Genomic DNA, 16,226 nt, shown 5'->3' with positions numbered 1-16,226 from the left:
TCACCATATGTTCAACGTCTCGCACATCTTTAAGGATAGCGTTGCGTCGATTCGTCCAGGTCACAGGAGATGGCGAACGCAGTCTACCCGTACAGTGGCCACTGATGACCAGTTAGCGACCAGATTTAAACGATTGTATTACATGGTTATTCACGGTCAGGATGGCGGGTCAGGGCTGGCTGATGAGTTGGCAATATCTCAGTAAATGCCAACAGTATCTGGAAATCCCGATTAGCCGCAGCTGTTTCGCGGTCAGGATTACATCCACAAGGGGCACTATCTGATAGATCAGGAAAAGCGCACTGGTACATCATGCTGATCCCAGCTAACCACCCGCTCTGTGGATAATGGACGTTTACAAGTATCACGCGACAGAAAGCCTGCACTTCACGGGTTTTTTAGTGCCGTTTTCAGGTAAACTTGCTTAAGCTATTCAGGTAATTTTTAAGGATGAAAATCTATGAAAGTGAGTGAAAAAGCACTACTGGAATCCGGCTTTAGTCATGCAGATCTACTAAAACTGAAAAACAATATGGCTAATTATGGTGGCTCACTGGATTCCATGATCCATGATCTTGCTAACCGCTTTAACGCCTCGAAGTGGATTACTATTATTGCCTTTATCATACTTGCTCTTACGCTGATGCTGGCATCCGTAGATACCAGCATCACGCTGGCGGCCACACTTGCGATTGTATTGCCTTTTATATGGTATTTAGCCCCAGCAAAGCTTGCATACAAGTCATGGCGCTATCGCAGAATCACGGCTCATTCAGAGCAGCATCAGTGACAGACATAAGGTCAAATATGACCTTAGCTTTAACACCATAACCGACTATATTCATTGTGAGTTTTGGACGGCTCATAGTGCTGACTTTCCTGAAATAATCCGCGGGCAGATATCTGAACAGACGCCAGGTTCCAGGGCGTCTGAACAGACCGAATACGCTATAGGCATTTGCAACAAGCGAGATTGATTTATAGATTCCCAGCCCGCTATCAGGGCTGAACCCCATGAATGCAGCAGTGGACATAGCGGCATCAGCAACCAATCCTTCAGACTGTTTGTTATCCATTACATAGTGCGCAATTTCTTTGCTTATGCCGTTCGCACCATCAGTAACTAAAACTGCACCGACCAGAAAGCCCAATGGTGTCATAGTTCCTGTAAGGGTCAGGCCAGCAGCTATTTCAGCCCCCGACAAAACTACATTTACAGCCGAAATGACATACCCGACAATTTTATTATTTTCCCTGACGAACTCCACTTTGGCATAAAGTTTCGCCGTTTTCATGCGCAGCATTCTGTCCTGCTTCTGAAGGTTTTCCGTTTCTTCCCTCAGATTTTTAATACAGGCTATGCATTCTTCTTCTGATTTTGCACGTCGGGCAGACGCAAACTGCTGCTCAACCAGATCTCTGATCTCCTGAACAAACTTCACCTGAGTCATGCCATTCGAAAGATGGACTGAGGACACATGATTAGCTGTATTAATCAGCTTTCTGGCCTCAAGGTTAATCATTGTTTCAGCCCAGTTTTTATTTCTGCCTGAGCGCATCATTTCGATCAATGCTACATCCATTTATCTTCTCCCTGTACATAATATCGCCGATAATACCCCATTATTTACAGGTGTAAACCGTCGTTACAGTTGAAAATATGTTGCTTCGGATAACACGTTAGAGGATGAACTATCAGGATTTATTTCAAATGATCGTGGCTCTCACACTTATACAGAGGCCATTCGCATGACAGCGAAAACCGACCCAAAGCAAAACTCATGTAATTGAGATCGCCAGCGCGTTGGCCGCGTTACGCTTTATCAGAATATCGCGCCTGTCTGGCCGATTCAGTAGAAGACGGCAGGTCACACTGATCGACACAATCCCGCTCTGCCCCTAACTGGACAACCAGAGGACAGATCAGGACAACAGATGCCTGACGTATAGAATCGATCACCTCTCTCTGATATTGATGATGTCGATGGCGTTAAATCACTTCTGTAGAGAGAGCTAAAATGAATTTTTATTGCAGTAAGGAATTTACCGGTTCGAAGGCCTGGGACTCACGGCATATTGCCAGCTTCGATAATGTCAGCGTGAAACTTCACTGGACCGATCAGCCTTATAAGTGGCACATCAACGATGGTCAGGAGGTTTTTGCTGTCATGGATGGGTGTGTTGAAATGCAATATAAAGAGCAGGGCGAAGTTAAAAGCCGTGTACTCAACGCTGGTGATATTTTTTATGCCAGTGAAGGGACAGAACATATTGCGCGTCCACAGGGCGTCGCCCGCGTGCTGGTGATTGAAAAAGAGGGATCGGTTTAATTAAGTTGTGATTCATTATCTGGCTGAGCCAACAAGCCAGTGACAAAACGGGAGATCTCTTCTCCCAGATTGAGAAGAAAGGCGTCGCGTGATGGGTGGGTGTCAGTGATATGCGGCGGCAGGATGTTCATGAAGGTAAAATGCCCGGCATCTTTAACCACGCAAAGTTCTGTCTCAGTTCGATTATCTAATTCTTCTTTGATGAACAGCGCTTGCGATGGCGGTGTCAGGGTATCCTTCTCGCCAGTCCAGATCCTGACCGGCACTTTCACGGAGGCGAGGGCCGAGGGTGCTCTGAAAAAATCCGCAGGTGGCGCTAACAGCACCAGTTGATTCAAATCCTGTCTGCCTGCATATGTCACCTTCTCTCCGGTGCGAGTCCAGGCCGTCGCCCCGGCGTGCATTAACAAAATCACGGTGCCGAGTGAGTGCCCGACGCCGGTAATCGAGGCATAATGTTGACAAAACGCATCGCGGGCGAGGACCAGCCTTTGGCTGCGCTCCAGTAAGTCAGCCTTTGAGGGCGTGGAAGAGGTTAACCGTTCGAAATGGGGCGCTACCACTGAAATACCATTGCGGCTAAAGGTCTGCAGAAGCTCAAGATGACGCAATGGACTTCCGCCAGCACCTGCCGCAAAAAGGATACACTGGCTGGCCTCATTCACCTTCAATAACGTGACGTCAAAATTCCTGTCGGCATGCCTGATAACAGAGGTTTCCGCCCTGGTGTTGTTAATCATAAAGCCGACTCCCCGCTAAAAGGTCAGTCTGGAGATACTAACCTGTTCCCGGTGAAACGATAAATTTCCGTCTGCTTCTGGCGCCAGACTACCGTTACGCAAGGCGCCAGCAGCAGATCAAAGCGGACCGGTTATTCATACTCTGGCATCAGGCCACCAATCTGCCCGCGCTTACTGCGTCGCCTCTGCAAGTAATGCCGCCTGTACAGCAGGGCGCGCATTGATATTTGCTCTGTATGCCATCAGCGCAGGCCAGCGATCCAGTTCAATGCTGAAGAACTTACACCAGCCCAGTACGGTGAAAAGGTAGGCGTCAGCAATGCTGAATGACGGCCCCATCAGAAACGCTTTTTCGGCGAGCGTATCCTGCAAAAAGTCGAACCGCCGGAAGAGTTTTTCACGAAACAGTGACAGGACAGCGTCGGGCAGTGCCTGATTAAACAACATAGCGGAGCCCGCGTGGATTTCACTGGTAATGAAGTTCAGCCACTCCTGCAGTCGAACACGCGCCCAGCTGCCTGCTGGCGGTGCCAGCCCGCTTTCCGGCCTCAGGTCGGCGAGATACTGCACAATCGCCGGCCCTTCAGTCAGTATCTGCCCGTCGTCCAGTTCCAGCGCAGCAACATAGCCTTTGGGGTTGACAAGGCGAAAGTCGCGTCCGTCAGTGGTGAGCTTGCTCCTGTTATCCACTTTAACCAGCTCAAACTCCAGTGCGAGTTCACACAGCACGATATGGGGTGACAGCGAACAGGTATCCGGGGCGTAATAAAGTTTCATGTCTTCTCCGTTAACATTGAAAGCGATGCGAGATTCTCTTTGTCGTTACGGAACAGACTGTGCTTAACGCAGAGGATTCTGTAAAATTAATGCTCCAATAATTAACTATTAGCTGGGCTACTGATAACCATGATGAATCTTCTGCACTGGCGCTTGCTGGTGGCGGTGGCCGATGCCAGTAATATTTCGCGTGCTGCTGAAACGACAGGCATGACACAGTCCGGTGCCAGCCAGGCTATCGCCCAGTTAGAGTCGTCACTCGGGTTCGCGGTATTCGTGCGTGAGCGCCGGCACATCGGTGTTACCGCGCTGGGAGAGCAGGTCATTGAACATGCCAGAATTATGCTGTCGCAGCTCAGCGCGATCCGCGTGCTGGCTGATGAGAGCCGGGGTTTAAAGGGCGGACGCATTCGGCTTGCCAGCTTTCCCTCTGTGACGTCCACACTCCTGCCTGGGCTGTTGCGTAACTTCAGGCGTCTGCATCCGGGCATGGAGGTGGTGGTGCTGGAAGGGACGGATGAAGAAGTTGAGGAGTGGCTTGCAGCAGACACCGTTGAACTGGGGGTGGTAATGAACCCCACACCCGGACGTGCTGAGGTGATACTGGGAAAAGACGCCTGGGTCGCCGTCATGCCAGCCAGCGCTCCGCACATCGGTCAGTCAGGCGCGAACGGTATAACCCTGCAGGAACTGGCAGACCAGCCCTTTGTGCTTGCAACAGGCGGATGCGTCGTTAATGGCAAAAGCCTGATGGAACAGTCAGGATTCCACCTCTCTGACGTGCGCGTAAAGGTCCGCGACTGGATCAGCGCCTGCATGCTGGTGCGTGAAGGCATGGGTGTCGCGCTGGTGCCGGAATCAGCCCTGCCAGCGGAACGGCGCGGCCTGTCAGTGATGCCGGTCATCCCGCCTCTGCACCGGGAATTCGGGCTGGTTTGTTCGCCTTCCGTAAAAGCTTCTGGCGCGACGCAGGCACTCCTGAACGGACTGCGTAAAGGGCAGGGTAATATCTCCGGATAAACCCACGACACAGCTGACTTTATCTGCCGTTACCCGATCATAAACAGCAGAATGGCTGGCCGGGAAAGAGAGGTCTGCAGACTCTCCCGCCCGCGATCCTTTCTCAACTCACGTCTTAACGCTTTGCCACATAAGGTGATCGCGGCGAATAACGGTTTTATGGCGTGGCGGAACACGCCTGAATCTTCGGGATGGCTCAGAATTCGCGTAACTGGTCGAAGAGTTGATACAACCGCGGCTGATCCACAAGCGTAGCGCCTTGCTCGCCCAGTTTCTGCTCCAGCGGGTTCAGAACATCGAACAGCACACTGTAGATCTCCTCACGCTCGACCGTCTCGATCGCCTTTGAACGCCGGTCGATGAGATTAAAGGCTTCGGTGTAGGCGATTACGGCGGCGGTTAACAGGCTCGCCACATCCATGCTGCTATCGATGTTGTTCGTGGCAGCCCGCAGGTTTTTGTAAGCCAGCGCTGCTTTTTTGGCATAAGTGGCCGAAATATGTTCGCGGCCATCCCAGTCCCGGAAAGGATTGTGCAGATTCTCAGCCAGCCATTCCGGCTTGCGCGCTTTACTCAGCGAGAGATCCAACCCCTGAGTTGTCGCCTTTTTATAAGCGGTTCTGACAGAGCTGATTACGTCAAGCGGGACGCTGGTCATCCACAGGCATGAGAGATTGGGCAACGCTTCTGGTGAGGGAAAGTCAGCCGCGCTGAAGCCAAACAGGTCGAAGAAGGTCAGCATCTGCAACTGTGGCAGTGCGGCAATACGATGCATATTGCTGGCTACGCCGGGATTTCCCCAGATGCGCAGCTCAGTCAAACAGGTAAAGCGCTCAACGACTGGCGCCAGGTCAATCTCTTTAACGCCTGTCAGTGACAATGCCCTGAGCCGGTCAATACCCTGCAGCACAGGCAAAGTCTGCGAACATTGCAGACACAGATTGCGTCCCTCCTGATCCGCCTCTACCTGAAGGCCTGAAGAAGGCGTTGCGGTGAGTGACAGCAGGGAGAGATCAGGATTCAGCCGCACGCGGCTGACGCCTTCCGGGTTCAGAATAAAACGCGACAGATGGGTCGCCCCGACATCGATTTTGCTGACGACAGCGGATTGCCAGTGCAGCTCATTAATGAAGTCATGCTGCTGTATATAGGCCATCAGTTCCGGGGTGCCATGGCGGGTTTCGATGGTCATCAGGCAGGGCAGGCGATCCAGTTCAGAGAGATCGGTCAGGGTTTGCAGGAGGTGGTCATTGATACGGGTGGTGTCCTGGCGAAGTGTGTGGCCGCCGACAACCACGTTGTGCGCGCCTGAAGCAGCCTTGAACCGCGCACGGCTGGCCGGGTCGATCTTCTCCCAGTTTCGCTGACGAACAAGACTGTCTCCCACGTCCCAGCCGAACTTGTAGGCGTTTACTTCCTGATCTGCCAGCGGCGGCAGGTTGGCAATTAATACATGTCCCGGTGGGACATTGGCGGAGACATAACCGTGATCGAAGCTGTCTTTGACAAAATAGTAGCTACAGCGCAAAGGCCGCATACGGCTGGCTTCCGCCCTGTCAGGCAAATGATCACCTGCCCAGTCGAGCTGGAGTATGGCTGCAAGGACTTTACCTCTGGCATTAGCAGGCTGCTGGAGGTGTGTCACCTGACAGGCGACGTACTGCTGCAACTGCGGGGAATACACGCTGTAGATATCGCCGACCTTTGCTTGCACTCTCACTCCTCTCAGTCAAAAATTTTACAGTCAGAAAATCTGATATAGCGCGCATCCTGCTCAGGGGTGCGCTTTGCCACGGATCTCAGATCCATCCAGCACACTAGCCTGGCATAACGTTTTAACGAAATGCTGGCGCGTGAACATTTTTATTTTTTTTTCGCGGCAGGTGACAGCGTCAGTCGGGTTGCACGCAGCAGCCCGACTGACGAAGCCTGCCCGGAGGCATGCGGGGCAGGTATTCAGCTTACAGGCGGTTACCGGCCTCAACCAGTTCGTTATAGGATTTTAAAACACGCATCGGTGAACCCGATACCATCCAGCCTGAATTGCCGCTTCCTTTCAGCAGACTCTGCTCACCCGTGCTGTAAGGTGTTTTATCGCGAATCCGACGCATGCGATCCTTGCAGTCTTTCAGGAAGGTTCCGGCATTATCCTGGAAGATGGACCAGGTTAATGGCTTGCCCGCTTCGCTGGCCGTTGCCTTTTCTGCCTCACTCAGCAGCGTACTGTAAGCATCAATCGCTTTTGTCATCTCTGCCACGTCGGGAGCGGAAGAGGTAAACAGGGTCGCCAGCGGTTTGGCCTGTGTGACTAATGCCAGGCGGTAGTAGCGACTATGACGGCCCTCAGACTTTTCAATCTCAACGAGTTGCGCAGCAACGACCTCATTGTTCTCTTTTTCAACTTCGGCACCGAACTGGTCGCTGGATTTCATAAAGCTGTTAAACGCCTTCATGAGCAGCGGATGCATTTGTTTGGCTTTCGCGAAGCCATCATCCTTGTAATCTTCCTGACTGTAGTAAAGATGAGCCTGCGAAACCAGCGGCTGCAATGTCGTTAAATCCGCCAGATACTGTGTTGCTGCAGCATCCAGCGCCGGTAACGTCGGTTTAGCCTTTGATGCCTGATTGATGGCTTTAGTGCAGCTCTCCAGTTCATAAGGCGTGACCTCGCCCAGTACGTTAACGCTGCGCTCTTTGCCGGTTGGCCCCTTTTCAGCATTCGCCATCCAGCTCACATAGCGCAGGGCACTATCGCGAACCGATCCATCCGTAGTGTTAAAGCAACCCACATAGGCGTTTAATTTTGTGGTGAGTTGCGCAGCGCTATCCTCCGCAACAGCCTGGGGTTGACTCTGAGGGGCGGGTTTTGCATCCGCTTTGTCACTGTTGTCACATGCTGCCAGCGGCAGCACAAGGGCAGTCACCAGCATCCCGGGTATCATGGCCCTGCTTGCTCTTTTAAACACAATCGTTCCTTTATTTATGTGGTCAGAAATAGAGATTGAAAATGGATGTTCGCATTGGCTCCCTTTTCAGCTGCGATGAGGGAGCCGATGACAAACGGGTTATGCGCTTTGCGTCGCTGCCGCCGTTTCTTCTTTCAGCAACGCCCTGACTGTCTGATGACGATGCCAGTAATAGCCGAGGGTGTTTTTAAAGGCTTCAATCTCCTTTTTCAGGCCCGGCAGAGGGATCTCACTGCGTTTTTTTCCCTGCGAGTTTGGCTGCACATGTTGCACGTAGAGCTTATCCCGGCCGAAGCTACGAATGACGTTGATGTTTTTAACGTTATCCCACTCCAGCACTTCGCCGGTTTTCGGCGACACGATGCCCTGCCAGGTGATGACGATCTGCGAGCCATCTTTCAGGGTATAAGGAACATTGGGGAAATGCTTCAGCACCAGCGCGGTTTCCATTTCACCGTCAGGCTGATAGCGCCAGGCCAGGCTCTCTTCATGCACAGAAGAGAAGTCGCGCTCATATTTCTGCCACAACTGCTGTTCAATCTCGTTGGCAACCGGCATCAGATCGACCCAGCTCTGGGCCGGGAAATCGGCGGCGATGGCTGCATAGTCAGCTTCGTTAATCTCATACCCTACGTTACGCATCCTTTCCGCCAGCGGCGGGTGTGAATCAAACGGGTGCGGCACATTCTGCTCACGGATGACGCTGATAAAGTCCGGAGAGGCGACATGTTCTGGCAGACCGGCAGCAATAGCTTTACTGATCCCCAGTTCATTTTCGTGCAGCGTCTGGTTATTAAAGAAGTTTCGCTCAACTTCATTCCGGTAGCTGGCATACGCAGATACTTTGATCAGTGATTCGATAATCGCGGCAGGGGAGACCAGCGTTGATGCATTGCGATCCGCGACAAACTCACGTTCACGGCTGTTACGCTGCCACGCCAGTTCAAACATCATGCGATAAAGATAGAGCGGATAGAAGACGATCAGCGTGGCCACATTCTGACCCATCAGCTGCATATAGAGATCAAACCGATGCAGTTTCGGTCCCAGTAATGCGCCGGAGGCGGTGTCGCCTTCATGCAGGTGGGTCAGTTCATGGACCATCACGCCATCAGCCTGCGCAACGGTGAGCTGACGCAGGAGCGGAATACTGACATAGAGCTTACGGCCGGTGAGCGGATTCCCATTCACGTTCAGCGGAGCTTCGGTCACGTAGAAGTTGGTGTCGATACCCGCAACAATATGATCGGGTGGCGTGGTGCCCACTCTGGCGGCGAGCATATCAATCTGTGACCAGAGTGCCGGTGCCGCTTCGCGGGTCACGACTTCGCCTTCAATACTCTCTTCCGGTGGGAGTTTTTTGAAGATGCCTTTAATCATGTAATACATACCGGCCAGCACCAGCAGTCCTACTGCCATCACCAGTTTGGGATAGTAGGTCTGCGTGAAGAAGGCGGTGCCCCAGAATGAGAGCCATACCAGCATGCCGCCCTGTACCATGACTTCCAGCGAACAGGCCAGCATCAGGAACTTGCGGGCCAGCGCCAGGCTGATAACCTGTCCCTGGCGGCTTTTAAAGGCCAGCGCACTGAACAACAGCACCATCAGCAGGACAGCGCCGCTGCCGATCAGTGTCCAGAATGCCACTTTATCCATCATGTAGAACTGCCACAGTTCGGATTGCGGTTCGCAGACGGCGTTTTTGTAATCCTGCAGATTTTCATCTACCGGGCCGCAGACACTGGAAGGCGGGTTCTGCTGCAGAAACGCCTGTAGTTTGTCCGTATCCTGATGTTGTTCCCGCGCATCGTCCATGAAGAACTGCGTGTATTGCTGATCAAGTTGTTTGTTGCCATATTCAGCAAAAAACAGGGTAATGACAGGGACGAGAAACAGTGTGAACAGCAGCCAGAAAAATACCTTTAGATAACCCTTTTTCAATTCCGTTAATGTATTCAAAATAGTAACTTCCTGCATGTCTATGAAAGGGAGAAGCTGCTGCTATCAGGAAATTCCGAAAAGAATATCCTGGCCCCGGTTAAACGGTGCGGAAACATTTATGCGAGCTTCACGATATTATAATTATTGCAGAGCGATTATAAGCCAGCCTGAACCCGTTTTGAAAAGGTATAGACGGATATTCTCGGCGATTTTTTCCTTTTCCGTCAGGTTATTTTTCTGGCGGCTTCCGGTGGTTCTGCCACGACAGCACTAATTTGAGTTAGTGCTCATCACTTATTCTGTCCGATCTCCTGACCGATGGCTAATCCCCGCCATCTGTCTGCATCAGATACACCATAATCCTATATTTTACCATCAGAGCGGTGCGAAAAAATTACCAGCGCATCCCTTTGAAGGGATTCCAGCCGTTATCGCCTTTTTTCTCTTTCAGGTAATAACTGTAATTGGTGCTCATGCCGTACAGGGCATTAAAGCCATAGCCCAGGCCAACCTGAAGATACCGTGGAAATTCCATGCCCGCTATCGCTAAGGCGATGATCAAAATAGTATAAACAACTACCATAATTAAAATCAGCATGATGTTCTTCTTCCACAGGCCGAGTACGAACAGATAAATCGGGCCGAAAAGGAAGGCAATTAAATTCATGTTCACTTTTAATTTTTGCCTGAAAGGCAGTTGTTTCAATGCCTGTCTGAAGCCTGGTGTACTGGGAGCACCATGAAGGTCGAAAAAATCAAATCGGGTCTGCCATTTCGCACTGTACTCTTTAGTTGCGTTTACTTTATTATGATTTTCAATAGGTTGATTCATGGTTGCCTCAATATCCTGCGCAGAAAACTACAGAGACCGACACTGTTTCAGACGGATGACAGCCGCATGAATTGTGCTTATCGACCGCCAGAACAGCGCATAAGAATTTTAAAAACAGGGAAGCCGCGTTAATTCGCACCAAAATAATATCGGTACGGTACAAATAGCCATGCTACACCCTGGGTGCGCTATTAGCTGCACGGGTGCCGAATTCAGGTTAAACAACAATATTTGAAAATAAATCCATCAGAATCAGTAATGTGAAAATTGCACAGGCCGGACATCTCCTGTGCTGGATGTAATTGATATTAGCACCAAAGAAAATATCGCCACAATGATAAAAATATGTTAATTTTCAAAAAAAATATTCCTCGTTCCTCACACCTTAGAAGGATATAAAGATGATCGCATGGAGCGGAGTGGGTTTTTTCGTCGCAGTATTAATTTCTGCCGCCTACCTCCTGTGTAAATGGCTGTTAGATATTTATTACTACGACGGTTTCTTTGTCTCCCATCTATGGGCGACAGGGGCTACGCTGATCGTTTCTGCCCTTTTTTGTGCGGCCTTTGTCTGGGTGCTTCGGCAGGAAAAATGGCTGGACTCCCTTGCACAAGCAACGAAAAGCCAGCCAATGATGGCCCCCGAAAAAACCCACAACTTCTTTTTTATTCCCGTTCTCTACTGGCCGATTATTCTGTTTCTGCTCGGCTCAGGGATCTGTATTTACGACCTGACCCGATAACACTTCACATCACTGATACAGGCCATACTGATGCTGTATCAGCGAAATGGAAATATCATCAATACGAAGGAGTTCATGGTGAAATTAAGAAAATCATTAAACATTATGGGTGCGCTCTGCCTGGCAACTGCCATCGGCGGTACTTCTCTGATGGCATCAGCAGCTGAGACAGCACCAGCTGCAAACACGCAGACTCAGACGATCTCTTTGCTGGATGGTAAACAGACTTTCAAACTGCAGGGCTATGAAAAGCAGCCTGTGCCGGGCGGCGGACCAGGCACCATGTATGTGAACAAGCAGGAAAAACGCGTATTAATTATTGGCGAAGAAGAGATCCCATTGATTGCGCGCGGTGGCAGTGACGCTGATTTTCTTGAAGGCGGGAAGTCTATCAAAGACAAGCAGAAGCAGGCTTCACCTTCTTATACGGTGATCAGTGAGAAAACTGAAAATACCAACGGTTTGCCGGTCTATCATATTGAAGCCACCGACAAAATGGGTGGCAACGATGTGCAACAGGCGACGCTGCTGGCGGTCGCCAACAAGAAATTCACCGTTATTCAGGTGATTTCAAACCACAAAGACAAGGCTGGCCACCTGAAAGCAGTAAACAATATCCTCGGTAAGTAAGGCCTCAGTCGCTAAGCCCGGTTAGCTGATCGACCCGGATAAGGGATTGCCGGTGGGGTTCATGAGTTTACTCAGAACACACCTGCAATGCCTTGTCTGAACAATGCTCAGGCGTCATCACGGCTTGCCCGCAAACCCCTTTCCTGACCTCTTTCTTCAGGCGTTATGTCAGGCCTGAAAACAGAAAAGGCCGTCTCCGGCCTCTCGTTAACTTTATGCAAACATCTGCTTCAGGCTGCGCGAACCTGCGGCATCGCTATATCCGCGCTGATACGCGCACCTTCAGCATCAAACACCATGCAGTGGTGCGGATGGAAGGTGGGGCGCAGCGTCTGATAAGGACGGAAATGCACATCGCCGGGCAGCAGCATCTTGAAGCCGTCGTGGCCGTGGCTCTGACCAAACAGATAGGTGTTGTTGCCAAGTCGCTCAACCACTTCGCAGTGGAAGTTGATGTTCAGTGGTGCATCGCCGTTGATCTGCAACTGTTCCGGCCGGATACCCAGCGTGATCTCATCGCCTGGTTGCAACTGGCGGATGGGCGAGGGGAGCTGCAGCCGATGTTCGCCGTCATTGATCAGGGCGACCAGGCCAGCAGGACCACACTGCTCCACGCGCGCAGGCAGGAAGTTCATCTTAGGTGAGCCGATAAAACCGGCGACAAAGCGGTTAATCGGGTTGTAATAGAGCGCCATCGGTGAACCCACCTGTTCGACCTTGCCGTAGTTCATGACCACAATCTTATCGGCCAGCGTCATTGCTTCCGTCTGATCGTGCGTCACATAGACCATGGTGGTTTTCAGCTCCTGGTGTAGCTTCGCAATGTGCAGCCGCATATCGACACGCAGCTCCGCATCCAGGTTCGATAAAGGCTCATCAAACATAAACACCCGGGGATTACGCACGATTGCGCGACCAATGGCGACACGCTGACGCTGACCGCCGGAAAGCTGCTTAGGTTTACGATCCAGCAGATGCGCAAGCTGTAGCGTCTTCGCCACCATCTCTACCTGATGCTGAATCTGTGCTTTCGGCAGGCCGTTCACCTTCAGTCCGTAACCGATATTTTCCGCTACCGTCATATGCGGGTAAAGCGCATAAGACTGAAACACCATTGCCACTCCACGGTGCGAGGGTGCGACATCATTCATGACCTCATCACCAATCAAAATCTCACCGTCACTGATCTCTTCCAGCCCGGCGATCAGCCGCAGCAGTGTGGATTTACCGCAGCCTGACGGACCGACGAAGACCGCAAACTCACCGGCCTCAATATCAAGCGCGATATTTTTCAGCGTTTCTGTTTTACCAAAGCGTTTGGTGACGTTTCTCAATCTGATGCTGGACATGCTGATCCTCATGGCAAGGGGTTTGGCGGCTGAATTGTATGACGTATAACAGTTTGTCTTTTTACACGTCAGCCCTGGTGGTGCCTGCGCTGACTATATCGCTCCGCCAGAGTGCGCCCTACCGCTGATTTTGATTTCTGTAATAGCGATCACACATTGATGCGAACGGGCTGGAGCGCGGTACGCATTCCGCGTAGCGTATGGCTCAAATGCGATACGTTATTCACACTTCATATGCTCAATAATTCCTTGTTCAGCATGTGCCTGAAAAAAGAACATCAGCAAATGACAGCTTAAAATGTCATACCTTCACACGAGGCCAGTAATGAAAATCAAAATCAGCGTTACGCTACTTCTTTCCGCATTGATGCTTAATCAATCCGCCTGGGCCGCTCAGCAACTTACCGTCTGGGAAGACATTAAAAAATCAGACGGCATCAAAACGGCGATCGCCGATTTTCAGAAACAGTTCGGTGTTGAAGTGAAAGTTCAGGAGATGCCGTTTGCACAGCAGATTGAGAAGCTGCGTCTGGATGGCCCGGCGGGTATTGGCCCGGATGTCCTGGTGATCCCTAATGACCAGCTCGGCAGCGCGGTCGTACAGGGATTACTGGCACCGCTGAAAATAGATGCAGCAGAGCAGAGCGCTTACACCCCCTCAGCAATGGCGGCTTTCACACAGAACAGTGTGGTCTACGGCGTACCCAAAGCGGTGGAAACGCTGGTGCTGATCTACAACAAAGATCTGCTGCCGTCGCCACTGAAAACGCTGGAGGAATACCGTGCCTTCTCACAGAAGCAGCGTGAGGCGAAGCAGTATGGCCTGCTCGCTAAGTTTGACCAGATTTATTACAGCTGGGGCGTGATGGCTCCGATGGGCTCTTACATCTTTGGCAAAGACGCCAAAGGCGCCATTAACACTCAGGATATCGGTCTGAACACCCCGGGCAGCGTGGAAGCGGTGACTTATCTCAAACGTTTCTTCAGTGAAGGATTGCTGCCAGGCGGCATCATGGGCGACAACGGCCTCAACGCCATCGACTCGCTGTTTACCGAGAAAAAAGCGGCGGCGGTGATCAATGGGCCGTGGGCATTCCAGCCTTATCAGGCTGCCGGAATCAACTATGGCGTGGCACCGCTGCCGCTGCTGCCTAACGGCAAGCCGATGAGCTCCTTCCTGGGCGTCAAAGGCTATGTGGTCTCTACCTGGAGTAAAGATCAGGCGCTGGCGCAGAAGTTCCTCACCTTCATCAACCAGCCGCAGTACGTGAAAGAGCGTTATCAGAAAACCCAGGAGATCCCACCGGTCACCGCGCTGATGAACGATCCGATTATCAAAGATGATGAGAAGGCCAACGCGGTCGCGGTGCAGGCGGCGCGTGCGTCAGCGATGCCTGGCGTGCCGGAAATGCAGGAAGTATGGGGACCAGCCAATGCTGCCCTTGAGCTGAGCGTATCCGGCAAGCAGGAGCCAAAAGCGGCACTGGATAATGCAGTGAAGCAGATCACCATGCAGATTGAAGCGATGCAGGCCAGCAACCAGTAATGCAGGTTCACGGGATAACCGTACAGGATAAGGATCAGGGTGTGGCTATATCTTCCGATGAAAATCTGGTGACGGCTAAGCGTCCGCGTCGTCATGCGACCACCGGTGCGCTGTTGGCACTGCTGCCTGGCTTCGGCCAGTTTTACCACCGCCAGTGGGCTAAAGGGCTCTGTTTTCTGATTTTGCTCAGCAGTTTTACCGGCGTCTTCCACGATTTTCTGCGTGAGGGATTCTGGGGGCTCTATACGCTGGGCGAATCGGTGCCGCGTGATAACTCCATTTTTCTGCTGGCAGAGGGCATTATCAGCGTACTGATTGCCGCCTTCGGCGTGGCGGTCTGGGGAGTGTCAATGCGCGACGCCTGGATCAATGGCGTCAGGCGCGACAAGGGTCAGCAGCTGAACAGCGTGCGCCAGCAGTATCAGTTACTGCTGCGCGATGGCTTCCCCTATCTGATGATTTCGCCAGGCTTTATTCTGCTGGTGTTTGTAGTGGTGTTTCCGATTCTGTTCGGTTTCGCCATCGCCTTCACCAACTACAACCTCTATCACACGCCACCGGCGAAGCTGGTGGACTGGGTGGGGTTCAAAAACTTCATCAACATTTTTACCCTGTCGATCTGGCGCTCCACCTTCTTTGACGTGCTGCAATGGACGGTGGTCTGGACACTGCTCGCTACCACGCTGCAGTGCACCGTAGGCGTCATGCTGGCGATTCTGGTCAATCAGAAAGACCTGCGCTTTAAGCCGCTGATCCGCACCATCTTTATCCTGCCGTGGGCGGTGCCGGGCTTCGTCACCATTCTGGTCTTCGCCGGAATGTTCAACGACAGCTTTGGGGTGATCAACAACGCTATTCTCGACTTCTTTGGCATTGCACCTAAAGCGTGGATGACCGATCCATTCTGGACCAAAACCGCGCTGATTATGATGCAGACCTGGCTCGGTTTCCCGTTTGTGTTTGCGATGACTACCGGCGTCCTGCAGGCGATCCCTGACGATCTCTATGAGGCGGCGATCATGGACGGTGCCAGCGCCTGGACGCGGCTGAAAACCATCACGCTGCCGCTGGTGCTCTACGCCATTGCGCCGATCATCATCACGCAATACACCTTCAACTTTAATAATTTCAACATCATCTATCTGTTTAACAACGGCGGTCCGGCGGTGGCGGGGTCGAATGCCGGAGGAACCGATATCCTGGTGTCGTGGATCTACAAGCTCACTATGTCGTCGTCGCAATATGCTATCGCCGCCACTATCACCATTTTGCTGTCGATTTTCGTGGTAGGTCTGGCGCTGTGGCAGTTCCGCGCGACCCGGTCGTTTAAACAAGATGAGATGGCGTAAGGA

The 16,226-nt window shown here is 51.8% G+C and carries 15 protein-coding genes; 7 read left to right on the top strand and 8 right to left on the bottom strand.

What is annotated here, in order from left to right; all coding sequences use genetic code 11:
* Positions 1 to 460: 460 nt before the first annotated feature.
* Entirely contained in the window at positions 461 to 790 is a 330-nt protein-coding gene (locus AFL22_RS09585; RefSeq protein ID WP_022624631.1) for a hypothetical protein, read from the top strand.
* Here AFL22_RS09585 and AFL22_RS09580 read toward each other — a convergent pair.
* Positions 762 to 1,583, bottom strand: coding sequence for a DUF4225 domain-containing protein (locus AFL22_RS09580; RefSeq protein ID WP_052271258.1), 822 nt, complete (start codon positions 1,581 to 1,583; stop codon positions 762 to 764). The genes AFL22_RS09585 and AFL22_RS09580 overlap by 29 nt on opposite strands.
* A gap of 435 nt (positions 1,584 to 2,018) precedes the next feature.
* Between AFL22_RS09580 and AFL22_RS09575 the strand changes: the two genes are divergently transcribed.
* The gene (locus AFL22_RS09575) at positions 2,019 to 2,330 is read left to right on the top strand and encodes a cupin (RefSeq protein ID WP_052271257.1); all 312 of its coding nucleotides are present in this window, start codon (positions 2,019 to 2,021) and stop codon (positions 2,328 to 2,330) included.
* Here the strand turns inward: AFL22_RS09575 and AFL22_RS09570 are convergent.
* Both AFL22_RS09570 and gstA read right to left on the bottom strand, forming a co-directional pair.
* Positions 2,327 to 3,070: an alpha/beta hydrolase gene (locus tag AFL22_RS09570; RefSeq protein ID WP_052271256.1), complete on the bottom strand. Its 744-nt coding sequence runs from the start codon at positions 3,068 to 3,070 to the stop codon at positions 2,327 to 2,329. The genes AFL22_RS09575 and AFL22_RS09570 overlap by 4 nt on opposite strands.
* A gap of 171 nt (positions 3,071 to 3,241) precedes the next feature.
* On the bottom strand, positions 3,242 to 3,847 hold the full coding sequence (gstA, locus tag AFL22_RS09565; protein ID WP_052271255.1) for a glutathione transferase GstA: 606 nt from the start codon (positions 3,845 to 3,847) through the stop codon (positions 3,242 to 3,244).
* A gap of 129 nt (positions 3,848 to 3,976) precedes the next feature.
* On the opposite strand from gstA, the gene AFL22_RS09560 reads away from it, so the two are divergent.
* Positions 3,977 to 4,867 carry a LysR family transcriptional regulator gene (locus AFL22_RS09560; RefSeq protein WP_197276785.1) on the top strand — a complete coding sequence of 297 codons (891 nt, stop codon included), beginning with the start codon at positions 3,977 to 3,979 and terminating at the stop codon, positions 4,865 to 4,867.
* A 196-nt stretch (positions 4,868 to 5,063) separates the two neighbouring features.
* On the opposite strand, the gene AFL22_RS09555 is transcribed toward AFL22_RS09560, so the two are convergent.
* From AFL22_RS09555 to AFL22_RS09540, 4 genes are all read right to left on the bottom strand, one after another.
* Positions 5,064 to 6,581 (bottom strand): hypothetical protein, encoded by a 1,518-nt coding sequence (locus tag AFL22_RS09555; protein WP_052271253.1) that lies wholly within the window; start codon positions 6,579 to 6,581, stop codon positions 5,064 to 5,066.
* Between the two features lie 247 nt (positions 6,582 to 6,828).
* Positions 6,829 to 7,797, bottom strand: coding sequence for a YiiG family protein (locus tag AFL22_RS09550; protein ID WP_052271369.1), 969 nt, complete (start codon positions 7,795 to 7,797; stop codon positions 6,829 to 6,831).
* A 135-nt stretch (positions 7,798 to 7,932) separates the two neighbouring features.
* A complete protein-coding gene (locus AFL22_RS09545) occupies positions 7,933 to 9,810 on the bottom strand; it encodes a M48 family metallopeptidase (RefSeq protein WP_052271252.1) in 1,878 nt (625 codons plus the stop codon).
* 358 nt (positions 9,811 to 10,168) lie between these two features.
* Positions 10,169 to 10,606, bottom strand: coding sequence for a DUF2628 domain-containing protein (locus tag AFL22_RS09540; RefSeq protein ID WP_010670648.1), 438 nt, complete (start codon positions 10,604 to 10,606; stop codon positions 10,169 to 10,171).
* Positions 10,607 to 11,007: 401 nt separating this feature from the next.
* Here AFL22_RS09540 and AFL22_RS09535 point away from each other — a divergent pair, with 401 nt between their 5' ends.
* Both AFL22_RS09535 and AFL22_RS09530 read left to right on the top strand, forming a co-directional pair.
* Positions 11,008 to 11,349 carry a hypothetical protein gene (locus AFL22_RS09535; protein ID WP_010670649.1) on the top strand — a complete coding sequence of 114 codons (342 nt, stop codon included), beginning with the start codon at positions 11,008 to 11,010 and terminating at the stop codon, positions 11,347 to 11,349.
* A 30-nt stretch (positions 11,350 to 11,379) separates the two neighbouring features.
* Positions 11,380 to 11,979 carry a hypothetical protein gene (locus AFL22_RS09530; protein WP_052271251.1) on the top strand — a complete coding sequence of 200 codons (600 nt, stop codon included), beginning with the start codon at positions 11,380 to 11,382 and terminating at the stop codon, positions 11,977 to 11,979.
* Positions 11,980 to 12,209: 230 nt separating this feature from the next.
* Here the strand turns inward: AFL22_RS09530 and AFL22_RS09525 are convergent, their stop codons facing one another.
* Positions 12,210 to 13,328, bottom strand: a complete 1,119-nt coding sequence (locus AFL22_RS09525) for an ABC transporter ATP-binding protein (RefSeq protein ID WP_052271250.1) — start codon at positions 13,326 to 13,328, stop codon at positions 12,210 to 12,212.
* A 325-nt stretch (positions 13,329 to 13,653) separates the two neighbouring features.
* Between AFL22_RS09525 and AFL22_RS09520 the strand changes: the two genes are divergently transcribed.
* Both AFL22_RS09520 and AFL22_RS09515 read left to right on the top strand, forming a co-directional pair.
* Positions 13,654 to 14,874, top strand: coding sequence for an extracellular solute-binding protein (locus AFL22_RS09520; RefSeq protein WP_010670651.1), 1,221 nt, complete (start codon positions 13,654 to 13,656; stop codon positions 14,872 to 14,874).
* Between the two features lie 41 nt (positions 14,875 to 14,915).
* The gene (locus AFL22_RS09515) at positions 14,916 to 16,223 is read left to right on the top strand and encodes a sugar ABC transporter permease (protein WP_052271368.1); all 1,308 of its coding nucleotides are present in this window, start codon (positions 14,916 to 14,918) and stop codon (positions 16,221 to 16,223) included.
* Positions 16,224 to 16,226 lie beyond the last annotated feature (3 nt).

The sequence above is a fragment of the Pantoea sp. CFSAN033090 genome (assembly GCF_001264395.1).
Lineage (GTDB): Bacteria > Pseudomonadota > Gammaproteobacteria > Enterobacterales > Enterobacteriaceae > Pantoea > Pantoea agglomerans.
Note: the sequence above shows the minus strand (reverse complement) of the source record. Positions and strands in the feature narration are given on the sequence as shown.

What these genes read in the sequence shown, in the direction of transcription:
- AFL22_RS09585 (WP_022624631.1), top strand. Translation starts at nt 461, where the DNA reads ATGAAAGTGAGTGAAAAAGCACTACTGGAATCCGGCTTTAGTCATGCA.
- AFL22_RS09580 (WP_052271258.1), bottom strand. Translation starts at nt 1,583, where the DNA reads ATGGATGTAGCATTGATCGAAATGATGCGCTCAGGCAGAAATAAAAAC.
- AFL22_RS09575 (WP_052271257.1), top strand. Translation starts at nt 2,019, where the DNA reads ATGAATTTTTATTGCAGTAAGGAATTTACCGGTTCGAAGGCCTGGGAC.
- AFL22_RS09570 (WP_052271256.1), bottom strand. Translation starts at nt 3,070, where the DNA reads ATGATTAACAACACCAGGGCGGAAACCTCTGTTATCAGGCATGCCGAC.
- gstA (WP_052271255.1), bottom strand. Translation starts at nt 3,847, where the DNA reads ATGAAACTTTATTACGCCCCGGATACCTGTTCGCTGTCACCCCATATC.
- AFL22_RS09560 (WP_197276785.1), top strand. Translation starts at nt 3,977, where the DNA reads ATGATGAATCTTCTGCACTGGCGCTTGCTGGTGGCGGTGGCCGATGCC.
- AFL22_RS09550 (WP_052271369.1), bottom strand. Translation starts at nt 7,797, where the DNA reads ATGCTGGTGACTGCCCTTGTGCTGCCGCTGGCAGCATGTGACAACAGT.
- AFL22_RS09545 (WP_052271252.1), bottom strand. Translation starts at nt 9,810, where the DNA reads ATGCAGGAAGTTACTATTTTGAATACATTAACGGAATTGAAAAAGGGT.
- AFL22_RS09540 (WP_010670648.1), bottom strand. Translation starts at nt 10,606, where the DNA reads ATGAATCAACCTATTGAAAATCATAATAAAGTAAACGCAACTAAAGAG.
- AFL22_RS09535 (WP_010670649.1), top strand. Translation starts at nt 11,008, where the DNA reads ATGATCGCATGGAGCGGAGTGGGTTTTTTCGTCGCAGTATTAATTTCT.
- AFL22_RS09530 (WP_052271251.1), top strand. Translation starts at nt 11,380, where the DNA reads ATGCTGTATCAGCGAAATGGAAATATCATCAATACGAAGGAGTTCATG.
- AFL22_RS09525 (WP_052271250.1), bottom strand. Translation starts at nt 13,328, where the DNA reads ATGTCCAGCATCAGATTGAGAAACGTCACCAAACGCTTTGGTAAAACA.
- AFL22_RS09520 (WP_010670651.1), top strand. Translation starts at nt 13,654, where the DNA reads ATGAAAATCAAAATCAGCGTTACGCTACTTCTTTCCGCATTGATGCTT.